Origin of the sequence: Aureimonas sp. D3 (assembly GCF_001463805.1) — a bacterium.
Taxonomy (GTDB): domain Bacteria; phylum Pseudomonadota; class Alphaproteobacteria; order Rhizobiales; family Rhizobiaceae; genus Aureimonas; species Aureimonas ureilytica_A.
Genome location: NZ_BBWM01000032.1, coordinates 45665 through 65220 on the forward strand (window position 1 = coordinate 45665; position 19556 = coordinate 65220).

The 19556-nt window shown below is 66.9% G+C and carries 18 protein-coding genes; 7 read left to right on the top strand and 11 right to left on the bottom strand.

The window, feature by feature from the left end:
• The first annotated feature begins 20 nt into the window (after positions 1–20).
• The gene (locus AUL36_RS08620) at positions 21–698 is read left to right on the top strand and encodes a hypothetical protein (RefSeq protein WP_062219787.1); all 678 of its coding nucleotides are present in this window, start codon (positions 21–23) and stop codon (positions 696–698) included.
• Here the strand turns inward: AUL36_RS08620 and AUL36_RS08625 are convergent.
• Together AUL36_RS08625 and AUL36_RS08630 are read right to left on the bottom strand one after the other, a co-directional pair.
• On the bottom strand, positions 670–1278 hold the full coding sequence (locus tag AUL36_RS08625) for an alpha-ketoglutarate-dependent dioxygenase AlkB family protein (RefSeq protein WP_062219789.1): 609 nt from the start codon (positions 1276–1278) through the stop codon (positions 670–672). The genes AUL36_RS08620 and AUL36_RS08625 overlap by 29 nt on opposite strands.
• Before the next feature lie 102 nt (positions 1279–1380).
• Positions 1381–2040, bottom strand: a complete 660-nt coding sequence (locus AUL36_RS08630) for a helix-turn-helix transcriptional regulator (protein WP_244493363.1) — start codon at positions 2038–2040, stop codon at positions 1381–1383.
• Between the two features lie 760 nt (positions 2041–2800).
• Here AUL36_RS08630 and hslU point away from each other — a divergent pair.
• Both hslU and AUL36_RS08640 read left to right on the top strand, forming a co-directional pair.
• Positions 2801–4111, top strand: a complete 1311-nt coding sequence (gene hslU, locus AUL36_RS08635; protein ID WP_058602231.1) for an ATP-dependent protease ATPase subunit HslU — start codon at positions 2801–2803, stop codon at positions 4109–4111.
• 355 nt (positions 4112–4466) lie between these two features.
• Positions 4467–5777 (top strand): MFS transporter, encoded by a 1311-nt coding sequence (locus AUL36_RS08640; RefSeq protein ID WP_062219791.1) that lies wholly within the window; start codon positions 4467–4469, stop codon positions 5775–5777.
• A gap of 59 nt (positions 5778–5836) precedes the next feature.
• On the opposite strand, the gene AUL36_RS08645 is transcribed toward AUL36_RS08640, so the two are convergent.
• Together AUL36_RS08645 and AUL36_RS08650 are read right to left on the bottom strand one after the other, a co-directional pair.
• Positions 5837–6637 (bottom strand): class II glutamine amidotransferase, encoded by an 801-nt coding sequence (locus AUL36_RS08645; protein WP_062219793.1) that lies wholly within the window; start codon positions 6635–6637, stop codon positions 5837–5839.
• A 128-nt stretch (positions 6638–6765) separates the two neighbouring features.
• Positions 6766–7518, bottom strand: a complete 753-nt coding sequence (locus tag AUL36_RS08650) for an aspartate/glutamate racemase family protein (RefSeq protein WP_062219795.1) — start codon at positions 7516–7518, stop codon at positions 6766–6768.
• Positions 7519–7691: 173 nt separating this feature from the next.
• On the opposite strand from AUL36_RS08650, the gene AUL36_RS08655 reads away from it, so the two are divergent.
• Together AUL36_RS08655 and AUL36_RS08660 are read left to right on the top strand one after the other, a co-directional pair.
• A complete protein-coding gene (locus AUL36_RS08655; RefSeq protein ID WP_058602247.1) occupies positions 7692–8153 on the top strand; it encodes an Lrp/AsnC family transcriptional regulator in 462 nt (153 codons plus the stop codon).
• Positions 8154–8295: 142 nt separating this feature from the next.
• Positions 8296–9261, top strand: a complete 966-nt coding sequence (locus AUL36_RS08660; protein WP_062219797.1) for a DUF1402 family protein — start codon at positions 8296–8298, stop codon at positions 9259–9261.
• Here AUL36_RS08660 and AUL36_RS08665 read toward each other — a convergent pair whose 3' ends face one another.
• The 7 genes from AUL36_RS08665 to AUL36_RS08695 form a co-directional block, all read right to left on the bottom strand.
• Positions 9262–10038, bottom strand: coding sequence for a hypothetical protein (locus AUL36_RS08665; protein ID WP_062219799.1), 777 nt, complete (start codon positions 10036–10038; stop codon positions 9262–9264). It lies immediately after the preceding gene.
• 29 nt (positions 10039–10067) lie between these two features.
• Entirely contained in the window at positions 10068–13295 is a 3228-nt protein-coding gene (locus AUL36_RS08670) for an efflux RND transporter permease subunit (RefSeq protein ID WP_062219801.1), read from the bottom strand.
• Positions 13292–14992, bottom strand: a complete 1701-nt coding sequence (locus tag AUL36_RS08675) for an efflux RND transporter periplasmic adaptor subunit (RefSeq protein WP_062219803.1) — start codon at positions 14990–14992, stop codon at positions 13292–13294. Before AUL36_RS08675 ends, AUL36_RS08670 begins: the two co-directional genes overlap by 4 nt.
• Positions 14993–15256: 264 nt before the next feature.
• Positions 15257–15655, bottom strand: a complete 399-nt coding sequence (locus AUL36_RS08680) for a helix-turn-helix domain-containing protein (protein ID WP_058602223.1) — start codon at positions 15653–15655, stop codon at positions 15257–15259.
• The gene (locus tag AUL36_RS08685; protein ID WP_062219805.1) at positions 15652–16248 is read right to left on the bottom strand and encodes a Smr/MutS family protein; all 597 of its coding nucleotides are present in this window, start codon (positions 16246–16248) and stop codon (positions 15652–15654) included. Before AUL36_RS08685 ends, AUL36_RS08680 begins: the two co-directional genes overlap by 4 nt.
• Positions 16245–17351: a murein transglycosylase A gene (mltA, locus tag AUL36_RS08690; RefSeq protein WP_062219807.1), complete on the bottom strand. Its 1107-nt coding sequence runs from the start codon at positions 17349–17351 to the stop codon at positions 16245–16247. Before mltA ends, AUL36_RS08685 begins: the two co-directional genes overlap by 4 nt.
• Before the next feature lie 29 nt (positions 17352–17380).
• Positions 17381–18073 carry a Tim44/TimA family putative adaptor protein gene (locus tag AUL36_RS08695; RefSeq protein WP_062219809.1) on the bottom strand — a complete coding sequence of 231 codons (693 nt, stop codon included), beginning with the start codon at positions 18071–18073 and terminating at the stop codon, positions 17381–17383.
• A gap of 177 nt (positions 18074–18250) precedes the next feature.
• Between AUL36_RS08695 and AUL36_RS08700 the strand changes: the two genes are divergently transcribed.
• Both AUL36_RS08700 and secB read left to right on the top strand, forming a co-directional pair.
• Positions 18251–18790, top strand: coding sequence for an FxsA family protein (locus tag AUL36_RS08700; protein ID WP_058602219.1), 540 nt, complete (start codon positions 18251–18253; stop codon positions 18788–18790).
• 151 nt (positions 18791–18941) lie between these two features.
• The gene (secB, locus tag AUL36_RS08705) at positions 18942–19442 is read left to right on the top strand and encodes a protein-export chaperone SecB (RefSeq protein WP_058602218.1); all 501 of its coding nucleotides are present in this window, start codon (positions 18942–18944) and stop codon (positions 19440–19442) included.
• The last annotated feature ends 114 nt before the right edge of the window (positions 19443–19556 follow it).

Sequence of the window (19556 nt, forward strand, 5' to 3'; positions counted from 1 at the left end):
ACGATCGTGAGCGGGCGCTGATGGCGACCCTCGTCACGGTGCTGCGCGGTGGCGGGCGCTACACACCGCTTTGGGTGGAGCGGCTCTGGGCGGGCGCGCGGCGTCACGCGCCGGGCTTCACACGCTGCCTCTGCCTCACCGACATGGAGTTTGCCATCGAGGGCGTCGAGCGTGTGCCTCTGCGCGAGACATGGCCGATCTGGTGGTCCAAGATGGAGGCGCTGCGCCCCGGGCTCGTGGAGGGCACGACGCTTCTCTGCGATCTCGACACGGTATTTTCGGGCGACGCCTCCCCGCTCGCCGAACCCGGCCTCTGCGCCATGGAGGATCACTTCCACAAGACGCGCCTGTCGAGCGCGCTTCTGCGCTGGGAGGGCGATCAACTCGGCTTCGTCCACGACGCCTTCCGCGCCGACCCCGAGCGCTGGATGCGGCCGGGCTCCTGCGGGCCGGTGCCGAACGCCGTGCATGGCGATCAGGTGGTCATCGACCATCTTCTGCGCCAGCGGGGCCTGGTGCCGGATTTCTTCCAGCATCGTCATCCCGGCCTTCTCGACTTCTACGACCCGGACAATCAGCGCCCCGGCCCGGTATTGGTCTTCATCGGCGACGCCAAGCCTGATCTCGCGACCGAGCCCGTCGCCTCGCTCTGGCGGGGCGAAGCGCCCGTCAGGCGGGCCGAACCCGCCGAAGCGTGAGATTGATCCGCCCGCCCTTGGGCAACAAGGTCGAGGTGCCGGGATAAACGCGGTCCACCCCATGGAACGCGAGGCGGCTCGCGCCGCCCAGCACCAGCACATCGCCGGACTTCAAGCGAAACGAGCGCGTCGGGTCGCTGCGCTCCAGCCCGCCCAAGCGAAACAGCGCCTCGTCGCCCAGCGAAACGGAGACGACGGGCGCGGCAAGGTCCGCCTCGTCCTTGTCCTGATGCAGACCGAGCTTGGCGGATCCGTCGTAGAAGTTCACCAGACAAGCTTCCGGCGGCGCGGGCGAGGCGGACACCTCGTCCCAAAGCTGGAGAAGCACGGGCGGAATGGCGGGCCAGAGCGCGCCGGTTTCGGGATGGTCCCGCTGGTAGCGATAGCCCGCGCGATCCGACACCCAGCCGAGCGAGCCGCAATTGGTCATGCGTACCGAGAAGGGCTTTCCCGTGCGGGGCATGGCGGGGCGATACAGCGGGGCCTCTGCAACGACGGCGCGGATGGTCTCCACCAGTTCTTCCTGCGCCGCGCGCCCGAAGAAGCCCGGCCAGAAGCGCACGCCCGGCTGAAGCTCCATCGTCGGTCTGCTTTCTATCATCCCAAAGGACATAGGCGCCGAGCCACCGCTCCGCCACCCGGAAAGCCCGAGCGGCTCAAGAGGGGGAGCGCGGCGGCTGACTTACGAAAGATAGCCGAGCTGCGCGGCGAGCGCGACCGCATGGGTGCGATTGGAGGCGTCGAGCTTGCGCGTCGCGGAGGTCAGATATTGCGAGATCGTGTGTTCCGACAGTTTCAGGATGGTGCCGATCTCGGACGAGGTCTTGCCGAGCATGGCGAGCTTGAGGCAGTCGCGCTCGCGCCCGGTCAGCGGATTGTTGCGCCGGTTCTCTTCGAAGCGGATGCAGCTCAGCATTCCGAAGGCGCTGAAAGCCACGAGATGCAGCGCGTCGGCCACCTCTTCCGAGATGGGCGGACCGGCGCCGAAGAAGCAGAGAACGCCATTGAAGCCCGTCAGCCCATGCACCGGGCAGTAGACGCCCGACAACATGCCCGTCGCGCCCAGAAAGCGCGCCTGGGGCAGCATGTCGGGGTCAGCGGGATCATAGCCGTAGAGCGTTTCGGCGTCCCAGACGAGCGGCAGCACGCCGCCCTTTAGCGCGCGCAGAACGGGCGTGAAACGGTTGAGGCCATTGCGCTCGAAGCCGCGCCGGAACTCCTCGCTCCAATTCGACAGGACAAGCCGCATCTCCGCCCCCGCATCGTCGGACGAGGGGATCGAAAGGAGAGCGAACGTCGTAAATCCATGCTGGACGGCGATGGTTTCAAGACTGCTCGCCAATCCCTCCAACGTCCATGGTCGCGGTGCTCCTTCGAGCATCAAGCTGAACCCATCCTTCATTACGCCAGCGCGTCCACCATCAACAGGCGAGAGAACGAGGAGTTACAAACCATGGCCATTCCTTCCGCAGACTACCGCGTAAGCCGGGCGACGAGGCCGCGCGCACCGGCTCTCAAATTCATCTAACCGCAAATTCGCCACCATTCGACCCCCGTGGGGTCATAAAATTGGGCAGGCACATACAGTTTGGTTAATTAAATTTAAATGACAAACAACCATTGGTTGGAACAGCCCCCAGAGCCGGGAAAATAACATAGGCCGGAATTTGTCACGGAAAAAACTCATCTTCCGCTTCGGAAGTTGGAAAAGTTTGCCAAGCTTGGGGATACGATAACTCGCATCGATTGCGTTCTATTCATTTTATCCGCTCGCCTGTAAAATGAGCAGAGGTTGAATCCGTGGGCGGATACGCGCCGATTCGAGCCTGGCGACCCCTTGATCGTGCCCTGTCGAAAGACTTGATCGTGCCGTGCACAAGCGCTGGGTCTGTCCGTTTTCTTTTATTGGCCGGGCAAGGATGGCAGCGACCTCGGGTTCCGCCGGGGATGCTGCCCGGTCTTGGTGCGTCAGATGGGCACGGCGGTCAGCTGTCAGCCTTGCCGCGCGGAGCCCTCTGGCACAGGCTCCTTGCGCTCCCCATCTGCAGCACTGTTTCCTTCCGCCATGACCCTTCCGGCGACCAGTACGAGACCCTGAAAGCATGACCGACTTTTCCCCCCGCGAGATCGTTTCCGAGCTGGATCGCCACATTATCGGGCAGCGCGAGGCCAAGCGCGCGGTGGCCGTGGCACTGCGCAATCGCTGGCGCCGGCAGCAGCTGACGGGCTCGCTGCGCGAGGAGGTCAGCCCCAAGAATATTCTGATGATCGGACCAACCGGCGTCGGCAAGACGGAGATTTCGCGCCGCCTGGCGAAGCTCGCCGGCGCGCCCTTCCTCAAGGTCGAAGCCACGAAGTTCACCGAGGTCGGCTATGTCGGCCGCGATGTCGAGCAGATCGTGCGCGATCTCGTGGAGATCGGCATAGGCCTCGTGCGCGAGAAGAAGCGCGCCGAGGTGCGCGCCAAGGCCCATGCCGGGGCCGAGGACCGCGTGCTCGACGCGCTCGTCGGCAAGACCGCCTCGCCCGCCACGCGCGATAGCTTCCGCAAGCGCCTGCGCGCCGGCGAGCTGGACGACAAGGAGATCGAGATCGAGGTGGCCGACACGTCCAACCCGATGGGCGGCATGGACATTCCCGGAATGCCAGGCGCCAATATCGGCGTCCTCAACCTCTCCGAAATGTTCGGCAAGGCGATGGGCGGGCGCACCAAGACGCGCCGTACCACGGTCAAGGAAAGCTACGAGCTTCTGATCTCAGAGGAATCCGACAAGCTGCTCGACAACGAGGCCTTGGTTGCCGACGCGATCGCGGCGGTGGAGAACAACGGCATCGTCTTCCTGGACGAGATCGACAAGATCGCCAACAAGGACGGCATGGGCGGCGGCGCGGGCGTCAGCCGCGAGGGCGTGCAGCGCGATCTCCTGCCGCTGGTAGAAGGCACGACGGTCGCCACCAAGCACGGGCCGGTGAAGACCGACCATATTCTCTTCATCGCGTCCGGCGCCTTCCATGTCGCCAAGCCCTCGGACCTCCTGCCGGAGCTTCAGGGCCGTCTGCCGATCCGCGTCGAGTTGCGCGCGCTCACCAAGGACGATTTCCGCCGCATCCTGACGGAGACCGAAGCCTCGCTCATCAAGCAGTATGTGGCGCTGATGAAGACGGAGAACGTGACGCTCGACATCACCGACGACGCGATCGACGCGATCGCCGATCTCGCCGTTTCGCTGAACGGCTCGGTCGAGAATATCGGCGCGCGGCGTCTTCAGACGGTGATGGAGCGCGTGCTCGACGACATCTCCTTCGAGGCGCCCGACAAGGGCGGCGAGACCTTCCGCGTCGATGCCGACTATGTGCGCAAGGCGCTCGACGGCATTGCGGGCAATGTCGACCTGTCGCGCTTCATTCTCTGACGGCGTTTGTTCTTCTGTTTCACAGGCCGCGTCCGAAAGGGCGCGGCTTTTTTGTGTTTGAAGGACGGATCATCGCCCGCCGCGTTTCCGGTTGTGACGAGATTGGCGACCCATATCAGGCAAACCTCGGACCGGGTGCGCACCGAGCCTAACCGCCCGAAATCACGACGATACTCGCTGGGCGCGTGGTGGGCTGAATGCTCCATCGAGCCCGCCTCCCGACCTTAGACACACGTTCGACCGATGGGGGCAGGCTGCTTTTCCTGCACTGCGGTCTCTTGACGCAGCCGCGAAGGGCGAACCAAATCAGCGCCCCGTCCCGCGCGCCTTGCGCTCTTGTCCCGGTCCCGAGCCCATGCCCCGAGCCTTGCCCTTCGAAACCGCGCTGGAGGCCATCGGCACCGGCCGCTTCCAACGAAAGCTGCTTCTGACCTTCGGCCTCGTCTGGGCGGCCGATGCCATGCAGGTTCTGGCAATCGGCTTCACCGCCGCTTCGATCGCGGCGAGCTTCGGTCTCACCGTGCCGCAAGCGCTGCAAACCGGCACGCTGTTCTTTCTGGGAATGCTCGTCGGGGCCTTCGTCTTTGGGCGGCTGGCGGATCGGATCGGGCGGCGGCGCGTCCTAATCCTCACCATCCTGATCGACGCCCTATTCGGCATCGCCTCGGCCTTCGCGCCCGATTTCACCTGGCTCCTGGCCCTGCGCTTCCTCACCGGCCTCGGCGTCGGCGGCACGCTGCCGGTGGACTATGCGATGATGGCCGAGTTCCTGCCGCCCCAGAAGCGCGGGCGCTGGCTGGTCATGCTGGAAGGGGCCTGGGCGCCGGGCACCGTGCTGGTGGCGCTGGCCGCCCTCGCCGTGCAGTCGAGCGGCGCGGCCGAGCCCTGGCGCGTTCTGTTCTTCATCACCGGCGCGCCGGCCATCATCGGGCTCTTCATCCGCTTCTGGGTGCCGGAATCGCCGATGTATCTCTTACGACAAGGGCGTGAGGCGGAGGCGCGCGCCATTCTGGACAAGGTCGCCAGCGCCAACGGCACCACGCTTCCCGCCGGCACGCTGACCCTGCCCACGCCCAGCCAGGGCGGCTCGATCTTTTCGGCGGCGCTGCGCGGCGTCACCCTGCCGGTTCTCGCCGTCTGGTTCCTGGTATCGATGAGCTATTACGGCGTCTTCGTCTGGCTTCCCGTTCAGCTCGCGGGACAAGGCTTCGGTTTCGTGCGCGGGCATTGGTTTCTGGTGCTGGTCGCGCTCGCCCAGATCCCCGGCTATGCGCTGGCGGCCTATGGCGTGGAGCGATGGGGCCGCAAGCCGACGCTGATCGGCTTCCTGCTTCTCAGCGCCCTCGGCTGCGGGCTCTACGGGCTCGGCCTCAGTGACGCGCTGGTGGCGAGCGCGACGCTGATCATGAGCTTCGCGCTGCTCGGCACATGGGGCGCGCTCTATGTGATCACGCCCGAGCTTTACCCGACCGAACTGCGCGCCACCGGCATGGGCAGCGCCGGGGCCATGGCGCGGCTCGGCGGCCTCGTCGCGCCCTCGCTGCTCGCCCCGATCATGGCGGCAAGCTTTGCCGGCGCGCTCGGCCTCTACGCCGCGCTTCTGGTTCTGGCCGCCGTCGCGGTGACGCGGATCAGGGTCGAGACGCGCAACCGCGCGCTGGGCTGAGGCCTAGGAACCGGGAACAGACGCCTTCGGGTCGGTCGACCGGGTCTAACCCAAGCCGCTCAGGCGGCCCGGATCGCACCTTGATGGGGGCCATCGACATCGAAGGGCCGCAGGAACATGCGTCCCGTCCGGTCCGCTTCCAGCACGCTGCCCGGCGGAATGGCGCGCCAGCCCGCCGCATCACAGCCGCAGGGTTCGGAGGCGACGAGAAGGCTCGCCCCCTCGCTGCGGGCATAGAGCGAAGGCGGCTTGTCGTCGCTCGCCCAGCGAAAGGCGAAGAGCCGCTCGCCGTCCGAATGCACGGCGGCAAAGCGCACCGGCTCGTCCGACACCGCGCCGCGCATCGCCTCGATCTCGCTCAGCGTGTCACGGAAGGCCGCGACGGGATCTCTCTCCAGCCCGCGACTGAGCGCGGCCAGGAAGATCGCCTCGGAATCGCAGGTGCCCTTGCGCGAGGGATATAGCGCGTCGGAAATCATGCCCTCGACGCGCCGGCGCAGGCCCGCATAGCCGCCGATCTGGCCATTGTGCATGAAGAGCTGCTGGCCATGGGCGAAGGGGTGGCAATTGCTGGTGGACACGCCGCCGCTGGTCGCCGCCCGCACATGGGCCAGAAACAGGCCGGAGCGGATCTGCCGGCAGAGCGAGGTGAGATTGGCGTCCGACCAGGCCGGCAGAATGCCACGATAGAGGCCCGGCTCGGCCCGCTCGCCATACCAGCCAAGGCCGCAGCCATCCCCGTTCACCACGGTGCGCGCCTCGCGCGCGGCCATGGATTGCGACACGAGGGAGCCTTCCGGGCGGATCAGCAGATCTTCCAGAAACAGCGGCGTCCCGGCATAGGCGAGTAGGCGGCACATGGGCGGGCAATCCAAGGCGAATGCGGCAGATGTTCGACCGAGGCATCGGCCGAACCGTCCCGTCAGCCGAAGGCGGGGAAGCGGGGCCTTGCGGCCACAGACCCCCGCGCCGTCAGTGACGCTTCAGCCTATGCTGCAACGCGTTCGCGAAGCTTGGCATTCTCCGTCTGCATGACGGTTTCCTGACCCTCGCCCAAGGCGAAGCGCACCGCCGCTGCCGCGTGGATTTCGGTGGAGCAGAAGCCCGGCAGGGCGAGCGCGTCGGGGCGCACCAGAAGCCCGATCTCGGTGCAGCCGAGGATCACGCTGTCGGCGCCCGCCGCGCGTTCGCGCTCCACCACCGCCTCGAAGGCACGGGCCGAGTTGGGGTCAACATGGCCGGCGCACAGTTCTTCGAAGATGACGCGGTGCACCAGCGTGCGATCTTCGGCATTCGGCACGATCGGCCGGAAGCCGACAGCCGCTTCCATCCGGTCGGCATAGAAGCCGTGTTCCATCGTGTAGCGCGTGGCCAGAAGCAGCGGACGCGAATGGCCGGCCTGTTTCAACGTCTCGCCCGTCTCACGGATGATATCGATCAGCGGAATGGAAACGGCGGCCTGCACCTCGGCCGAGACGAGATGCATCGTGTTGGTGCAGATGAGGACGCAGTCCGCACCCGCGCGCTCCAGACGGCGCGCGCTGTCGGCCAGCATCTCGGCCGCCAGATCCCAGCGCCCCGCCTTCTGCAGCGCGACCACGGCCGAGAAATCGAGCGAATGGAGCAGCACGTCGGCCGAGGCAAGCGGCGAGCGCGCCGCGCGCACCGCCTCGTTCAGGAGGCGATAATAGGTGGCGGTGGATTCCCAGCTCATGCCGCCGATCAGCCCGATGCGCTTCATATGTCCGTCCCCGTCTGGTGGTGCGATCCCTGCCACACAGGATGACGCCCCCGCCGCGAAAGCGGGATGCGATCTTTCCGAGATCGACGCGAATCCGCGCACATTCAACGCGCGTTATGGCCGAATGGCGCGCTTCTCTTGCGCAAGGCTTCGGCTTCGTGCATCCCTGCCCCATGCTGGACGATCGAGATCACCAACTTCTCACCCTGCTTCAGGACGATGCCGACCGTTCGGTGGCCGATCTGGCCGAGCGTCTCGCCCTGTCGCCCTCAGCCTGTTCGCGCCGCATCCAGCGCTTGAAGGACGAAGGCTACATCGCGCGCCGCGTCGCACTGGTGGATCGCAAACGCATCAACCTGCCAACCACGATCTTCGTTCTGGTGAAGACGGCGCGGCATGAGAAAGGCTGGCTGGAGGAGTTCCACGCCGCCGTCGGCGCGATCCCGGAGATCGTCGAGGTGCACCGGCTGACCGGCAGCGTCGATTACATCCTGAAGATCGTGCTGCCCAATGTCGAGCATTACGATACGATCTACAAGCGCCTCGTCGCCAAGGTGAGCCTTGCCGACATGTCGGCCTTCATCTCCATGGAGACGGTGAAATCGCTGACCGCCGTGCCGACGCGCTATGCCTGAGTGTTTCACGTGTGACACGCTTGGCGTTAAAAGAGCTGGGTAATGTTTCGAGCGGCGACGTCTTGATCTAAGACAGCCCGGTCGCCTCACGCTCGCCGCAAACCATGCGGATAGGCAGGCCCGTCCGATCGAAGGTCGATCCATGTCCCGTTTACTCGCCGCGCTTCTGGCGGGCTTCCTGCTGGCTCACCCTGCTCAGGCGCAGTCCGTCGTCACGGTTCCGCCGGGCAATCGCAACGCCACGCAGCCCGCCATTCCGAGCTTTTCCTATACGCGCACGGCCGCGACGGGCGGCAATTTCGCGTCCAAATATCAGAAGATCCACGACCTTCTGGCGACCAATCGCGACCTGCAGAACAAGATCCGCTCGGCCGCAAAACTCTACGGAATCGACCCGATCCATATCGCGGGTGCGCTGGTGGGCGAGCACACGTTCAATGTGGACGCGCTGGACCGGATTCAGACCTATTACGTCAAGGCCATGTCTTATCTGAACTCCGGCATCGACTTTTCCTACAAGGGGGAGCCGGTGGAAAGCTTCGTGGCGCGGCCCGAGTTCAACCGCTGCCAGCGCGCCAAGGGCGACGAGGCGCTGTGGAGCTGCCGCGAGCAGGTCTTCGAGCAGAGCTTCCGGGGCAAGACAGTGGACGGGCGCTCCTACCCCGACAATCGCTTCGGCGCGGTCTTCTTCCAGCCTTATTATGCCGGGCAGACCTTCGGCCTCGGCCAGATCAACCCGATGACGGCGCTGGCCGTGTCCGATATCGTGCATCGCGTCTCTGGCTATCCCGACATCGAGATGAACCGGGCGGGCGAGGTCTATGCCGCGATCATGGACCCCGACAAGTCGCTTCATTACATGGCGGCGGTGATCCGCTCCTCGATCGACAAGTATCGCGAGATCGCCGGCTTCGACATTTCCAAGAACCCCGGCATCACCGCGACGCTCTACAATGTGGGCGATCCGATCACCCGCGCGCGACGGCTGAAGGCGGAGAACATCCGGCGGCAGGCGAGCGGCCAGCCCGCGCGGATGCCCGAGGAAAACTATTACGGCTGGCTCGTGAACGAGAAGCTGGACGACCTGCGTGCCATCTTCCCGCAGTAGTCAGGCCGACCGCAGCGGATGCAGGCGCAGCCGGCCTTCCCGCTCGCGCCGCTCCACCCAGCGCCGCTCGGCCGCCCAGTCATGCCCCTCCCAGCCGGCGAAGCCGAAGCCATAGACATCGATGGTCCGCCTCACGCGCCGCGGGCGACTCACCAGCCAGTAGAGCGCCAGAAAGCCCGAACTCGGCACCCCATCCTCGCGCCCGCCCTCGCAGCTCAATGCCGCGCGGGCGGCGAAGAACAGCGGATCGTTGAAGAGCCAGACCGGCGCGCCGTGCAGGCTCAGCCGCGCACAGAGCTCGGGCGTCCAGTCATGCTCGCCTCCCGCCCGCTTCTCGGCCAAGGGCGTCGGGCGGCGTCGCTCCTCGATTCCAGGATCGATCGGCAGAAGAAAGCTCTGCGCGTGGCGGATCGCGGCGCGGCGGCGGAAGCTCACATCCTCCAGCCACTCGCGCGTCTGCCCGCCGAAATTCATGAGAACGAGATGGGTGAGCCGCCGCCCCGTCGCCGCGCCGAAGCCCTGTGCATTGTTGAAGCGGATCACCCAGTCCGCCCGGTCCACCGCCGGGCCGATCCGCCCTGCCTCCGGCGCATTGCCGACCACGGCGATGCGGCACGGCCGGTCGGGTGCGGGGCGATCCGGCCCATGGCGAGGCTCGGGTCGGCTGCGGCCGGGAGCGAGTGGCGTGATGTCGTCCAGAAGCCGCAGCGTTTCGAGCGTGCGTGCCGGGCGCGAACCCGGCAGACGTGGATGGGGCGGGAGTGGGATGGCGGGCATCGGGGCAGGTTGAGGCGGCCCTCGCTCCGTCATTCGGCCGGAACCGCCGTGCCGCCTTCGCTCGTAGCCTTTTCCTTGTCCTTGCCGCGTGCCCCGAAATGCCAGGGCAGGCGCTCGTTCGGATCACGCCGTTCCTTGGCGCGGTTCTTCTCCCGGCCCCAGAACTTGCCGCCCCGCCCTTCGCCCAGCCGCTCGAACAGGGCGAAGAGGGCCGGCACGATGAAGATGCCGATCATGGTCGCGGCCAACATGCCGCCGATCGAGGCGATGCCGATCGCGTTGCGCGAGGCCGCGCCCGCACCGCTCGCCGTCACCAGCGGCACGAGGCCGAGGATGAAGGCGAGCGCCGTCATCAGGACCGCGCGGAAGCGCTGGCGTGCGCCGGTGATGGCGGCTTCCGTGATTTCCATCCCATCCAGCTCGCGCCGCTCCTTGGCGAACTCCACGATCAGAATGGCGTTCTTGGCGGCCAGACCGATCAGCATGACCATACCGATCTGCGAATAGATGTTGGAGGTCTGGCCGAACAGGGCCAGCGCCCCCGCCGCGCCCGCCGCCGCGATGGCGATGGAGAGCATGACGGTCAGCGGCTGGAGCCAGCTTTCATACTGTGCGACGAGGAAGAGATAGGCGAAGACGAAGGCCAGACCGAAGGCGAGATAGGTGACCGAGCCCGCCTGCCGCTCCTGATAGGAGGTGCCGGAAAACTGGTAACTGTAGCCCGCCGGCAGGGTCTCGCGCGCCACCTCTTCGAGGGCGGTCAGCGCCGCGCCCGAGGAATAACCCGCAGCCGGCTGGCCGGTGATCTGCGGGGCGGTGAAGAGGTTGAAGCGCGGTACGGAATAGGGGCCGAAGGTCGTGTCCACCGAGACCAGCGAGCGCAGCGGCACCATCTCACCACCGGAGTTCTTGGCGTAGAGCTGGCCGATATCGGCCGTCTTGGTGCGCGCGTCCGCCTCGGCCTGGAGGCGGACCTGGAAGATCTGCCCCTGATAGATGAACTGGTTCACATAGGTTTCGCCCATGGCGCCGCCGACCGTGTTGTAGATGTCGGAGACGCTGAGGCCGAGCGTTTGCGCGCGGTCGCGGTCGATTTTCATGTAGAGGCGCGGCACGTCGGCCGAGAAGGTCGTGCGGGCCGTTTCGATCTCGGGCCGCTCGTTGGCCGCCGCCACGAAGGCGCTGGCGACTTGGGCCACCTCGGCGGGGTCCTGCCCCTGCTGTGCCAGAAGCTCGAAGGTGAAGCCGCCGACCGAGCCGAGGCCGGGGATCGGCGGCGGCGGGAAGGCCGCCACCTGCACACCGGGAATGGCGGCGAAGCGCCCATTGAGTTCAGCCAGAATGGCGAAGAGATCGCGCCGCTCGCCCCAAGGCTTGAGCGTGACGATGCCAAGACCGCCGGAGGAGCGCTGCGAGGACTGGAGCAGCGAATAGCCGGCATTCAGCACATAGGCGTTCACACCCTCCGTTTGGGAAAGAATGTCCCCGATCTCCAGCATGGCCTCGGTCGTGCGCTGCAGCGAAGCGCCGTCGGGTAGCGACACGTCGAACAGGATCGCGCCCTGATCCTCGTCCGGCAGGAGCGTCGAGGGCAGGTTCACGAAGGAGACGAAGGCGATGGCAAAGCCGAGCGCGAGCACGCCGAGCGCCAAAAGCACGCGGCGCACCAGAAAGCCGACCGAGCGCGCATAGGCATTGCGCGTCTTGTCGAGCCCGACATTGAACCAGCGCAGCGGACCCCAGGCGGCGCTGGGCGGGCGCAGCATGGCGGCGGTGAGGGCCGGCGTCAGCGTCAGCGCCACGATGGAGGACAGCACCATCGAGACCGACAGCGCGATGCCGAACTGGCGATAGAGCTGGCCGGACAGGCCGGGCAGGAAGGTGGTCGGCAGGAACACGGCGAGCAGGACCAGCGTCGTCGAAACGATCGGCCCGGTGATCTCGCGCATGGCGAGGCGCGTCGCCTCCACGCGGTCGATCTTTCGCTCGGTCATGACGCGCTGGACGTTTTCGACCACCAGAATGGCGTCGTCCACCACGAGGCCGATGGCGAGGATCAGCGCCAGAAGCGTGATGACATTGATCGTGAAGCCGATCGCCAAGAGCACGGCAAAGGTGCCGATCAGCGACACGGGGATGGCGAGCGCGGGAATGAGCGTCGAGCGCCAGTCCTGCAGGAAGACGAAGACCACCACCACGATGATCACGGCGGTGATGGCGAGCGTCAGCACGATCTCATGAATCGTCGCATCCACGAATTGCGTGGAATCGTAGATGATCTCGTATTGCAGCCCTTGCGGGAAGGAGGACTGGAGCCGGTCCAGCTCGGCGCGGATGGCGGTGACGGTCTGGAGCGCGTTGGCGCCGGGCGCCTGGTTGATCTGGATCGTCTTGCCCGGATTGTCGCGGACATAGGTGTTGACCGCGTAGCTCTCCGAGCCAAGCTCGACCCGTGCCACATCCTTCAGCCGCACAATGGCCCCGGAGGGCTCGGCGCGCACCACGATGTTCTCGAACTGCTCGGCCGTGTTCAGCTGGCCTTGCGAGGTGATCGTATAGACGAGGGCCTGACCGTCCGGCGCGGGCGCGCCGCCGATCTGGCCGGTGGAGGCCGGCAGGTTCTCGGCTGCGATCGCCGCCGTGATGTCGGACGGGGCGATGGAAAGCGCGGCCATGCGGGCCGGATCGGTCCAGACGCGCATGGAATAATCGGCATTCCCCAGCACATTGGCGTCGCCGACACCCTCCACGCGCTGAAGCGAGGTCACCACGTCGGACGAAAGATAGGCGCCGATATCGATGGTCGAAATCTGCCCGCCTTCGGAGAAGAAGGCGACCGCCATCAGAAAGTTGGGCGAGCGCGAGCGCACCGTGACGCCCTGGCGTGTCACCGCTTCGGGAAGCTGCGCGGTGGCGAGCTGCACGCGGTTCGACACGTTGACCTGCGCGATGTCGGGGTCGGTGCCGATGGCGAAGGTGATGGAGAGCGAATAGGTGCCCGAATCCGTCGAGGTCGAAGACATGTAGATCATGTCCTCGACACCGTTGATGGCGCGCTCCAGCGGATCGCCCACGGCCTGCGCCAGCACGGTGGAATCCGCGCCGGGATAGTTGGCGGACACGCTCACCGTCGGCGGCGTGATCTCGGGATATTGCGAAACGGGCAGGACGAGGATCGCCAGAAGACCCGCCAGAACCACGACGATGGAGATGACGCCGGCAAGGCGCGGGCGGCGGATGAAGAGATCGGAGATCATCGGGCGGACGAGCCCGAAGCGGACGAACCTGACGACGCGCCGCCCTCGGTCCCGCTGCCGCCACCGGCCGCAGCGCCGTTACCTCCCGCGCCCTCGCTTTCCGTGCCTTGGCCGCCCTCGGACGGCTGGCGCGTCTGGCGGCGGGCCTGCGCTTCGGCCTCGGCCTGTTGCTGCGTCACGGGGCGCACCTTGGTACCCTCCTTGACCTTGGCCGAGCCGCGCAGGATCAGCGTCTCGCCGCCGTTCAGGCCTTTGGTCACGGCGCTCATATTGTCGATCGTGCGGCCGACCTCGATCGGGCGGCGCTCGACGCCATTGTCCGGGGTCACGACGAGCACAGCGCGTCCCTCTCGCGAGAACTGGATTGCGGCCTGCGGCACGACGGGGAGCGTCGGCGGGTTGCGCTCGCTCGCCACCAGGGTCACGTTCTGGTTGGCCAGCAGGAACTCGCCCTGATTGGGAAAGCGGATGCGCGCTTCCACCGTTCCCGTCGTCTGGTTGACACTGTTGCCGACGAAATCGAAGCGGCCGGGCGGCTCGTAGAGCGCGCCGTTCGGCAGTCGAAGCTGAAGGCGATAGTCCGTCGCGACCGCCCGGTCGGACGCATTGGCGGTGGCACTCACCGTTTGCGCGCCGTCCGGCAGAGGCGGCGCACCGGCCGCGCCCGTGCCGGCGGCCGTAGCGATGGGCGCTGCGCCCTCGCCGCCCGTGGAGGAGGTCATTTCGGACGAGGCGACCATGTCCTCCTCGCCCGCTGCCGCGTCGCCTTGCGCTTCACCACCCGCTTGCCCATTGGGCCGTGCGCTCGCCACCGGCGTTTCATCGGCCTGCTGCGGCCCGACGCGCTGCCAGGTGACGAGCTGATCCTCGCCGATCGGGAAGACGCCCCAGATCGGGTTCATCTGGGTGAGAACCGCGAGATCGCCGCTGGTCGCGGAGACGTAATTGCCGCGCGTGATGAGCGGCGCGGACATCTCCCCGTCGATCGCAGCCTCGATGCGCGTGTAGGACAGATTCAGCTGGGCCTGCGTCAGCGAAGCCTGCGCCTGAAGCAGCTGGGCTTCGGCGTTTTCCAGATTGGCGGTCGCGTCTTCCAGCGTGGCGCGGGCGGTGACGCCCGAACGCGCCAGTTCGTTCTGCCGGTCGAAATTGCGCTGAGCCTGATTGCGCGTCGCTTGCGCGCCGGAAAGCTGCGCCTCTGCCGCGCGCACGGCCGCCTCGTATTGCGCGGGCTCGATCTGAAACAGGAGATCGCCGCGCTTCACCTGCTGTCCGCCATTGAAGGCGACATCCTGGATATAGCCCTCTACGCGGGCGCGCACGGCCACCTTCTCGATCGGCTGGATCGTGCCGATGAATTCGAACGTGTCGCCCACGGCACGCGTTTCGACGCGCTGGACGATCACGGCGGGCGGCTCGCCCTTCTGGTCATCGCCCTCGCGCTCGGCCTGCCCGCCGCCCTTCTGCTTCTCCTCCTCACCGCCGAACCAGCCGGCCATGAAGCCGGGCAGTTCGACCCGGCCGATCAGCGGCAGCTCGACGCCGGACGCCTTCTCGGCCTCGCCCTTTCCGCTTTGCCCCTCCCCGCCCGAGCCTTGCGCCGCAGCCGGGCCGGCCAGCGCGAGAGCAAGCGTGACGAGCGCCGGTGCAAGGCGCAGGCGCGCGCGAAGGCTGGATGGGCCAAGAAGATTGCGCATGGAATTGTCCCGCCGGAAGTCCGGCCGCCACGGATCGGCGCGGCCTCGAACATCATGAGGGAGCTAACGGAGCGTCTCGAACCCGGTTGCATCGCGAGATCGTGATAGGCTGCGACAGGTCGTCCGACCCGGATCGGGTTTGCGGAGAGCGCGAATCTTCCCCTCGACATCGCTGAGCAACTCGAGATTGCGCGCCTTGGTCATGCGAGGCCGACAGCGCAGAGAGCCCGCCGCACACATCACCACGGCTTGCCGATCAGGCTCTCAACGGCGCTGACGCCGCGCCCGGCGCAGGATTTCTGCGCGCGCGGCGGCCTCTTCCAGATGCGCCAGAAGCGCGGAAATATCTTCGGGTGCGAGCGTGCCGATCGTCTCGGCCAGCCGGTTGGCGAGCGTCGTCGCCTCGGGGCTGAGCCCGCCCGTCTCCACCGTCACCTTGGGATGCGACAGGGCGGCGAGGCGCTGAAGCTCCTCCGCATCGTCCCAGATGACGTTGAGATAGCCGATGATGCGCTGGAGCAGATCCCAGCTCGGGCGACCGCGCCGGCCATGTTCCAGCGCCGAGAGATAGGCCGAGGACACGTTCAGCGCCGCCGCCATCTGGCCCTGCGTGATGCCGCGCTCGCGGCGCAGCTCCCGCAGCTTTTCACCGAAAGGGGTCATTTCCGGCGCACCCGGACATAGAACGCCCCCTCGCCGCCATGGCCGCGCTCGGCGGGCTCGTAGCCGGCCACGAGCGAGCGGAATTCACCGGTCGCGAACCAATGCGGCATGGCGCGTTTCAACGTGCCGGTGGAGCCGAAGGACGCGCCGCGCCCTGTGATGACAAGCACATGCCGCAGCCCCCTGACCTGCGCCTGCCGCAGGAAGAACAGGAGAATGCCATGGGCCGTCGCCTCGGTCTGGCCGTGCAGGTCGATGCGATCGTCCAGCGCGATGCGGCCCTTGCCGATCTTGCGCCGGACGGGCCGCTCGATCGGATGCAGTGGTGGCAGGCGCGAGGGGGCCGAGGGTGCGGGGCCTGATGCGGCACCGGGCGGCGCGCTCCAAGCCTGCGGCAGGTCCATATCGGCGCGCACGCGGGTTTTGGTGGTGGGTGGCTTGGGATGCACGGGCGGCGGAGGGGGAGGTGGCGCAATGTCCTCCTCCGGCAGGTCGGGCAGGCCCTTGCCTTTGAGCGGCGTCGCGGTGCGCGCGATGGAGACCCAGAGCCGGGCCTCCTCCTGCGACAGGGAGCGGGAGCGGCGCTTCTTCATGGCGCTTCGCCGAGGCTAAGAGGCAGAAAGACGGTCCAGCGCGCGGAATGGCGGATCATCCCGGCGAGCGTACCCGCCGTCTCGCCCGAGCCCGTGAAGAGATCGCCGCGCCCCGCGCCGATGATGGCCGAGCCCGTGTCCTGCGCGATGACGAGCCGACGAAAGGGCGCGCCTTCCACAATGAGGTCGGGCGCATCCACCAGGATCGGCGTGCCATAGGCGATGAACCCGGCATCCACCGCGAGCGAGGCCAAGGGAGTCAGCGACACGCCCTGCCCTCCGATCGGCCCGGCATTGGGGTCCGCGCCCTCGATCTCGCGAAAGAAAATGAAGGACCGATTGCGGCGCATCAGGGCCGGCGCGCGCTCCGGGTGCGCGGCGAGCCAGCGGCGGATGCCCGCCATATCGGCTTCTTCCAGCGGCAATTCGCCCTCCGCCACCAGCACGCGGCCGATCGCGGTGAAGCGGTGCCCGTTCTTGGCGGCGTAGCCGACACGCAGGGTGGAGCCGTCCTCCAGCCGCAGCCGGGCCGAGCCCTGCACATGAACGAAGAAGGCGTCCACGGGGTCGGCCAGCCAGACGAGTTCCAACCCCTGCGCCGACAGCCAGCCATCCTCGATCGCCGCGCGATCGGGATAGGGCACGAGGCGGCCGGAGGCATCCAGCCGCGCGAAGCCCTGTGCTTCCTCCAGCCCTTCGGGCAGCGGCTCGGATGGGGGCAAGCGCACGAGATCGGGCGGCGCGCGGTAGAGCGGAACGGGAAAGGCCGGCGAGCGCGTGCGCGAGGCGGGAAGCTCGGGCTCGTAATAGCCGGTCAGGAAACCCGGCGCATCGTCCGCAAAGCGCGCCGGGCGGAAAAAGCGCGCCGGGCGGAAGAAGCGCTCGAAGAAGCGCCGCGCCTCGTCCGGGGTTCGGGCGGGATCGCGCAAGGCCCCCTCGGCTGCCGCGCGAAACGGCTCCCCCCGCGCGCCAGCCTCTGCGGAGAGAAGCGCCGGAGCGGAGCGTGAAAACGCCAGAAAGGCCGGCGTCGGATCGACAGCCGGCCAGTCGGGCATCGCCTCGAAGGACAGGAGCCGCCAGGGCGGCAGATCGGGAGGAGACATGGCGTCGAAACCTTGAACTGCCGAGGGGTCTACTCCTCGGATTCGGTTTCCACCAGCTTCCAGTTCGGATCGCGCGAGCGCGTGTCGCGGGCAAAGGTCCAGACGTCGCGCACCTCGGCCACCGTCTCGGGGTCGCCGTCCACCACCTCGCCCTTGGGGCCGAGCGTGGCGGAGATGAGCTGAGAGACGATGCGCAGCGTCACGAAGGCCTCGCGGCCCTTCAGCTCGGCCGCGACCACGGTGGCGTTGTCGATGCCCACGAACGAGGACTGCACCCGCTCGCCCTTCGCCTCACGCTCGTTGATGGACGTCTCGAAGCCCTGATAGACCTCCGGCGAGAGCAGGTTCTTGAGAAGCTTGCGGTCGCCATCGGCAAAGCCCGTCACGACCATTTCATAGGCCGTGCGCGCGCCGTTGAGGAACTGCTCGATGTCGAACGTGGAATCGGCGTCCTGAATCCGGCGCAGACCTTCATTGACCGGCGTGCCGATCGGCGCAGCCTTGTCGATCGCCTCGTAGCGATTGGCCGGCTCTTCGGCCGGGACGCGGCGCGAGGGAAGCGTCACGACATTGCCCTCAGGCCGCCCCACGGCATTGTCGTTGGTGCGGGAGTACGGGTCGTAGGGCGGGCGCTCATGGCCCGTACGACGGCCGAGCACGCTGCGGAGCTGATACAGCACCACGGCCGCCACCACGATGAAAAAGATCGTCCCGAAACCCATGAAGCCGGATCTACCCTGCAAGAAGACTTGATCGACTCAGCATATAGAGACACCGGGCCGTGCATTCAAATTCACGAAAACGCGTCTTATGTGTTCTCCTGTCCAGCGGGCCGCCGAAGTTCGGGAATGATCCCGGCAAACGGCACCCGCTTTTCGAGGAGGAGAGTTCGACCCGCCATGCCGCTGATCCTTGTTCCGGTCATCCTACTGGCCTTGCCGCTTCTGGAGATCGGCACCTTCATCTGGGTCGGCAGCCATATCGGCATCGGCTGGACCCTGCTTCTGGTGATCCTGTCCGTGGTGGTGGGCGCTGGCCTTCTGAAGCGTCAGACGCTTTCGACGCTGCGCGCCGCGCAGGCCGAGGCGCGGGCCGGCCGCCTGCCCGAGCGCGAGATCGTGCACGGCGCGATGATCACGCTGGCCGGCATCCTTCTGATCATCCCCGGCTTCCTGTCCGATATCGTGGGCCTCGCGCTCTTCCTGCCGCCGGTGCGCGATCTCGTCTGGCGCGCCCTGCGCCGGCGCATCACCGTCACCACCGCGCCGGGCTATGGCGCCCGCCCGCCGGTGCGCCCGCATGTGGTGGACCTGACGGACGGCGAGTTCGCGCGCCGCGCCGACGGCTCCAGCCCCTGGATTCAGCTGGAGCGCGACGAGCCCTTCCGCCGCCCCAACGGACCGGACGGCAAGCCCGACGACAAGCCGACGCTGCACTGAGCGGACCCGGCTCCCGCTGTTCGAGACGAAGCGGAAAGGGGCGGATCACCGCCCCTTCTTGTTTTCGCACCCGGCGCCGTGGTAGCGCAGCCCCCATCCGCTGCGCCGGAGTCAACGGCGTTTCTTCTCCAGTCAACTCCGCGAGGACCTCATGTCCGAGACCCATCAGAACGGCGTCAACGGCGCCGAGCCGCAGCAGGAGGCCCCGAGCCTCAACATCCTGGCGCAGTACATCAAGGACCTGTCCTTCGAGAGCCCGCAGGCGCCCGGCGTCCTGCGCGCGCAGCCCCGCGCCCCCGGCATCAATATCGGCGTCAATGTCGGCGCGGTCCCCGTGCAGGACGGCGACAACGAGTATGACGTCAAGCTCACGCTGAACGCCCAGGCTGGCGAAGGCGCCGAGACATTGTTTCACGTGGAACTTCAGTATGGCGGCGTGTTCCGTCTGGCTGGCTTCCCGCAGGAGCACATGCTGCCGGTTCTCTTCATCGAGTGCCCGCGTCTTCTCTTCCCCTTCGCGCGCCAGATCATCGCCGATGTCACGCGCAATGCCGGCTTCCCGCCGCTGATGATCGACCCGATCGACTTCGCCGCGCTCTTCACGCAGCGCATGGCCGAAGAGCGCGCCCGCTCGCAGGTTCAGACGGTCTGATCGCCATCGCTTGACCCGATTGGAAAGGCGCCTCGGTGACACCACCGGCGGCGCCTTTTTCATACACGTTTCACGTGTTGAAAAAGTCGGGATTCCGCTTCCCTTCCCTTGCGT

Coding starts and splice junctions, on each gene's coding strand:
- hslU (WP_058602231.1), top strand. CDS start 2,801: ATGACCGACTTTTCCCCCCGCGAGATCGTTTCCGAGCTGGATCGCCAC.
- AUL36_RS08695 (WP_062219809.1), bottom strand. CDS start 18,073: ATGGGTTTCGGGACGATCTTTTTCATCGTGGTGGCGGCCGTGGTGCTG.
- AUL36_RS08665 (WP_062219799.1), bottom strand. CDS start 10,038: ATGCCCGCCATCCCACTCCCGCCCCATCCACGTCTGCCGGGTTCGCGC.
- AUL36_RS08680 (WP_058602223.1), bottom strand. CDS start 15,655: ATGACCCCTTTCGGTGAAAAGCTGCGGGAGCTGCGCCGCGAGCGCGGC.
- AUL36_RS08700 (WP_058602219.1), top strand. CDS start 18,251: ATGCCGCTGATCCTTGTTCCGGTCATCCTACTGGCCTTGCCGCTTCTG.
- AUL36_RS08650 (WP_062219795.1), bottom strand. CDS start 7,518: ATGAAGCGCATCGGGCTGATCGGCGGCATGAGCTGGGAATCCACCGCC.
- mltA (WP_062219807.1), bottom strand. CDS start 17,351: ATGTCTCCTCCCGATCTGCCGCCCTGGCGGCTCCTGTCCTTCGAGGCG.
- AUL36_RS08625 (WP_062219789.1), bottom strand. CDS start 1,278: ATGGAGCTTCAGCCGGGCGTGCGCTTCTGGCCGGGCTTCTTCGGGCGC.
- AUL36_RS08685 (WP_062219805.1), bottom strand. CDS start 16,248: ATGAAGAAGCGCCGCTCCCGCTCCCTGTCGCAGGAGGAGGCCCGGCTC.
- AUL36_RS08645 (WP_062219793.1), bottom strand. CDS start 6,637: ATGTGCCGCCTACTCGCCTATGCCGGGACGCCGCTGTTTCTGGAAGAT.
- AUL36_RS08660 (WP_062219797.1), top strand. CDS start 8,296: ATGTCCCGTTTACTCGCCGCGCTTCTGGCGGGCTTCCTGCTGGCTCAC.
- AUL36_RS08655 (WP_058602247.1), top strand. CDS start 7,692: ATGCTGGACGATCGAGATCACCAACTTCTCACCCTGCTTCAGGACGAT.
- AUL36_RS08620 (WP_062219787.1), top strand. CDS start 21: ATGGCGACCCTCGTCACGGTGCTGCGCGGTGGCGGGCGCTACACACCG.
- AUL36_RS08640 (WP_062219791.1), top strand. CDS start 4,467: ATGCCCCGAGCCTTGCCCTTCGAAACCGCGCTGGAGGCCATCGGCACC.
- AUL36_RS08675 (WP_062219803.1), bottom strand. CDS start 14,992: ATGCGCAATCTTCTTGGCCCATCCAGCCTTCGCGCGCGCCTGCGCCTT.
- AUL36_RS08670 (WP_062219801.1), bottom strand. CDS start 13,295: ATGATCTCCGATCTCTTCATCCGCCGCCCGCGCCTTGCCGGCGTCATC.
- secB (WP_058602218.1), top strand. CDS start 18,942: ATGTCCGAGACCCATCAGAACGGCGTCAACGGCGCCGAGCCGCAGCAG.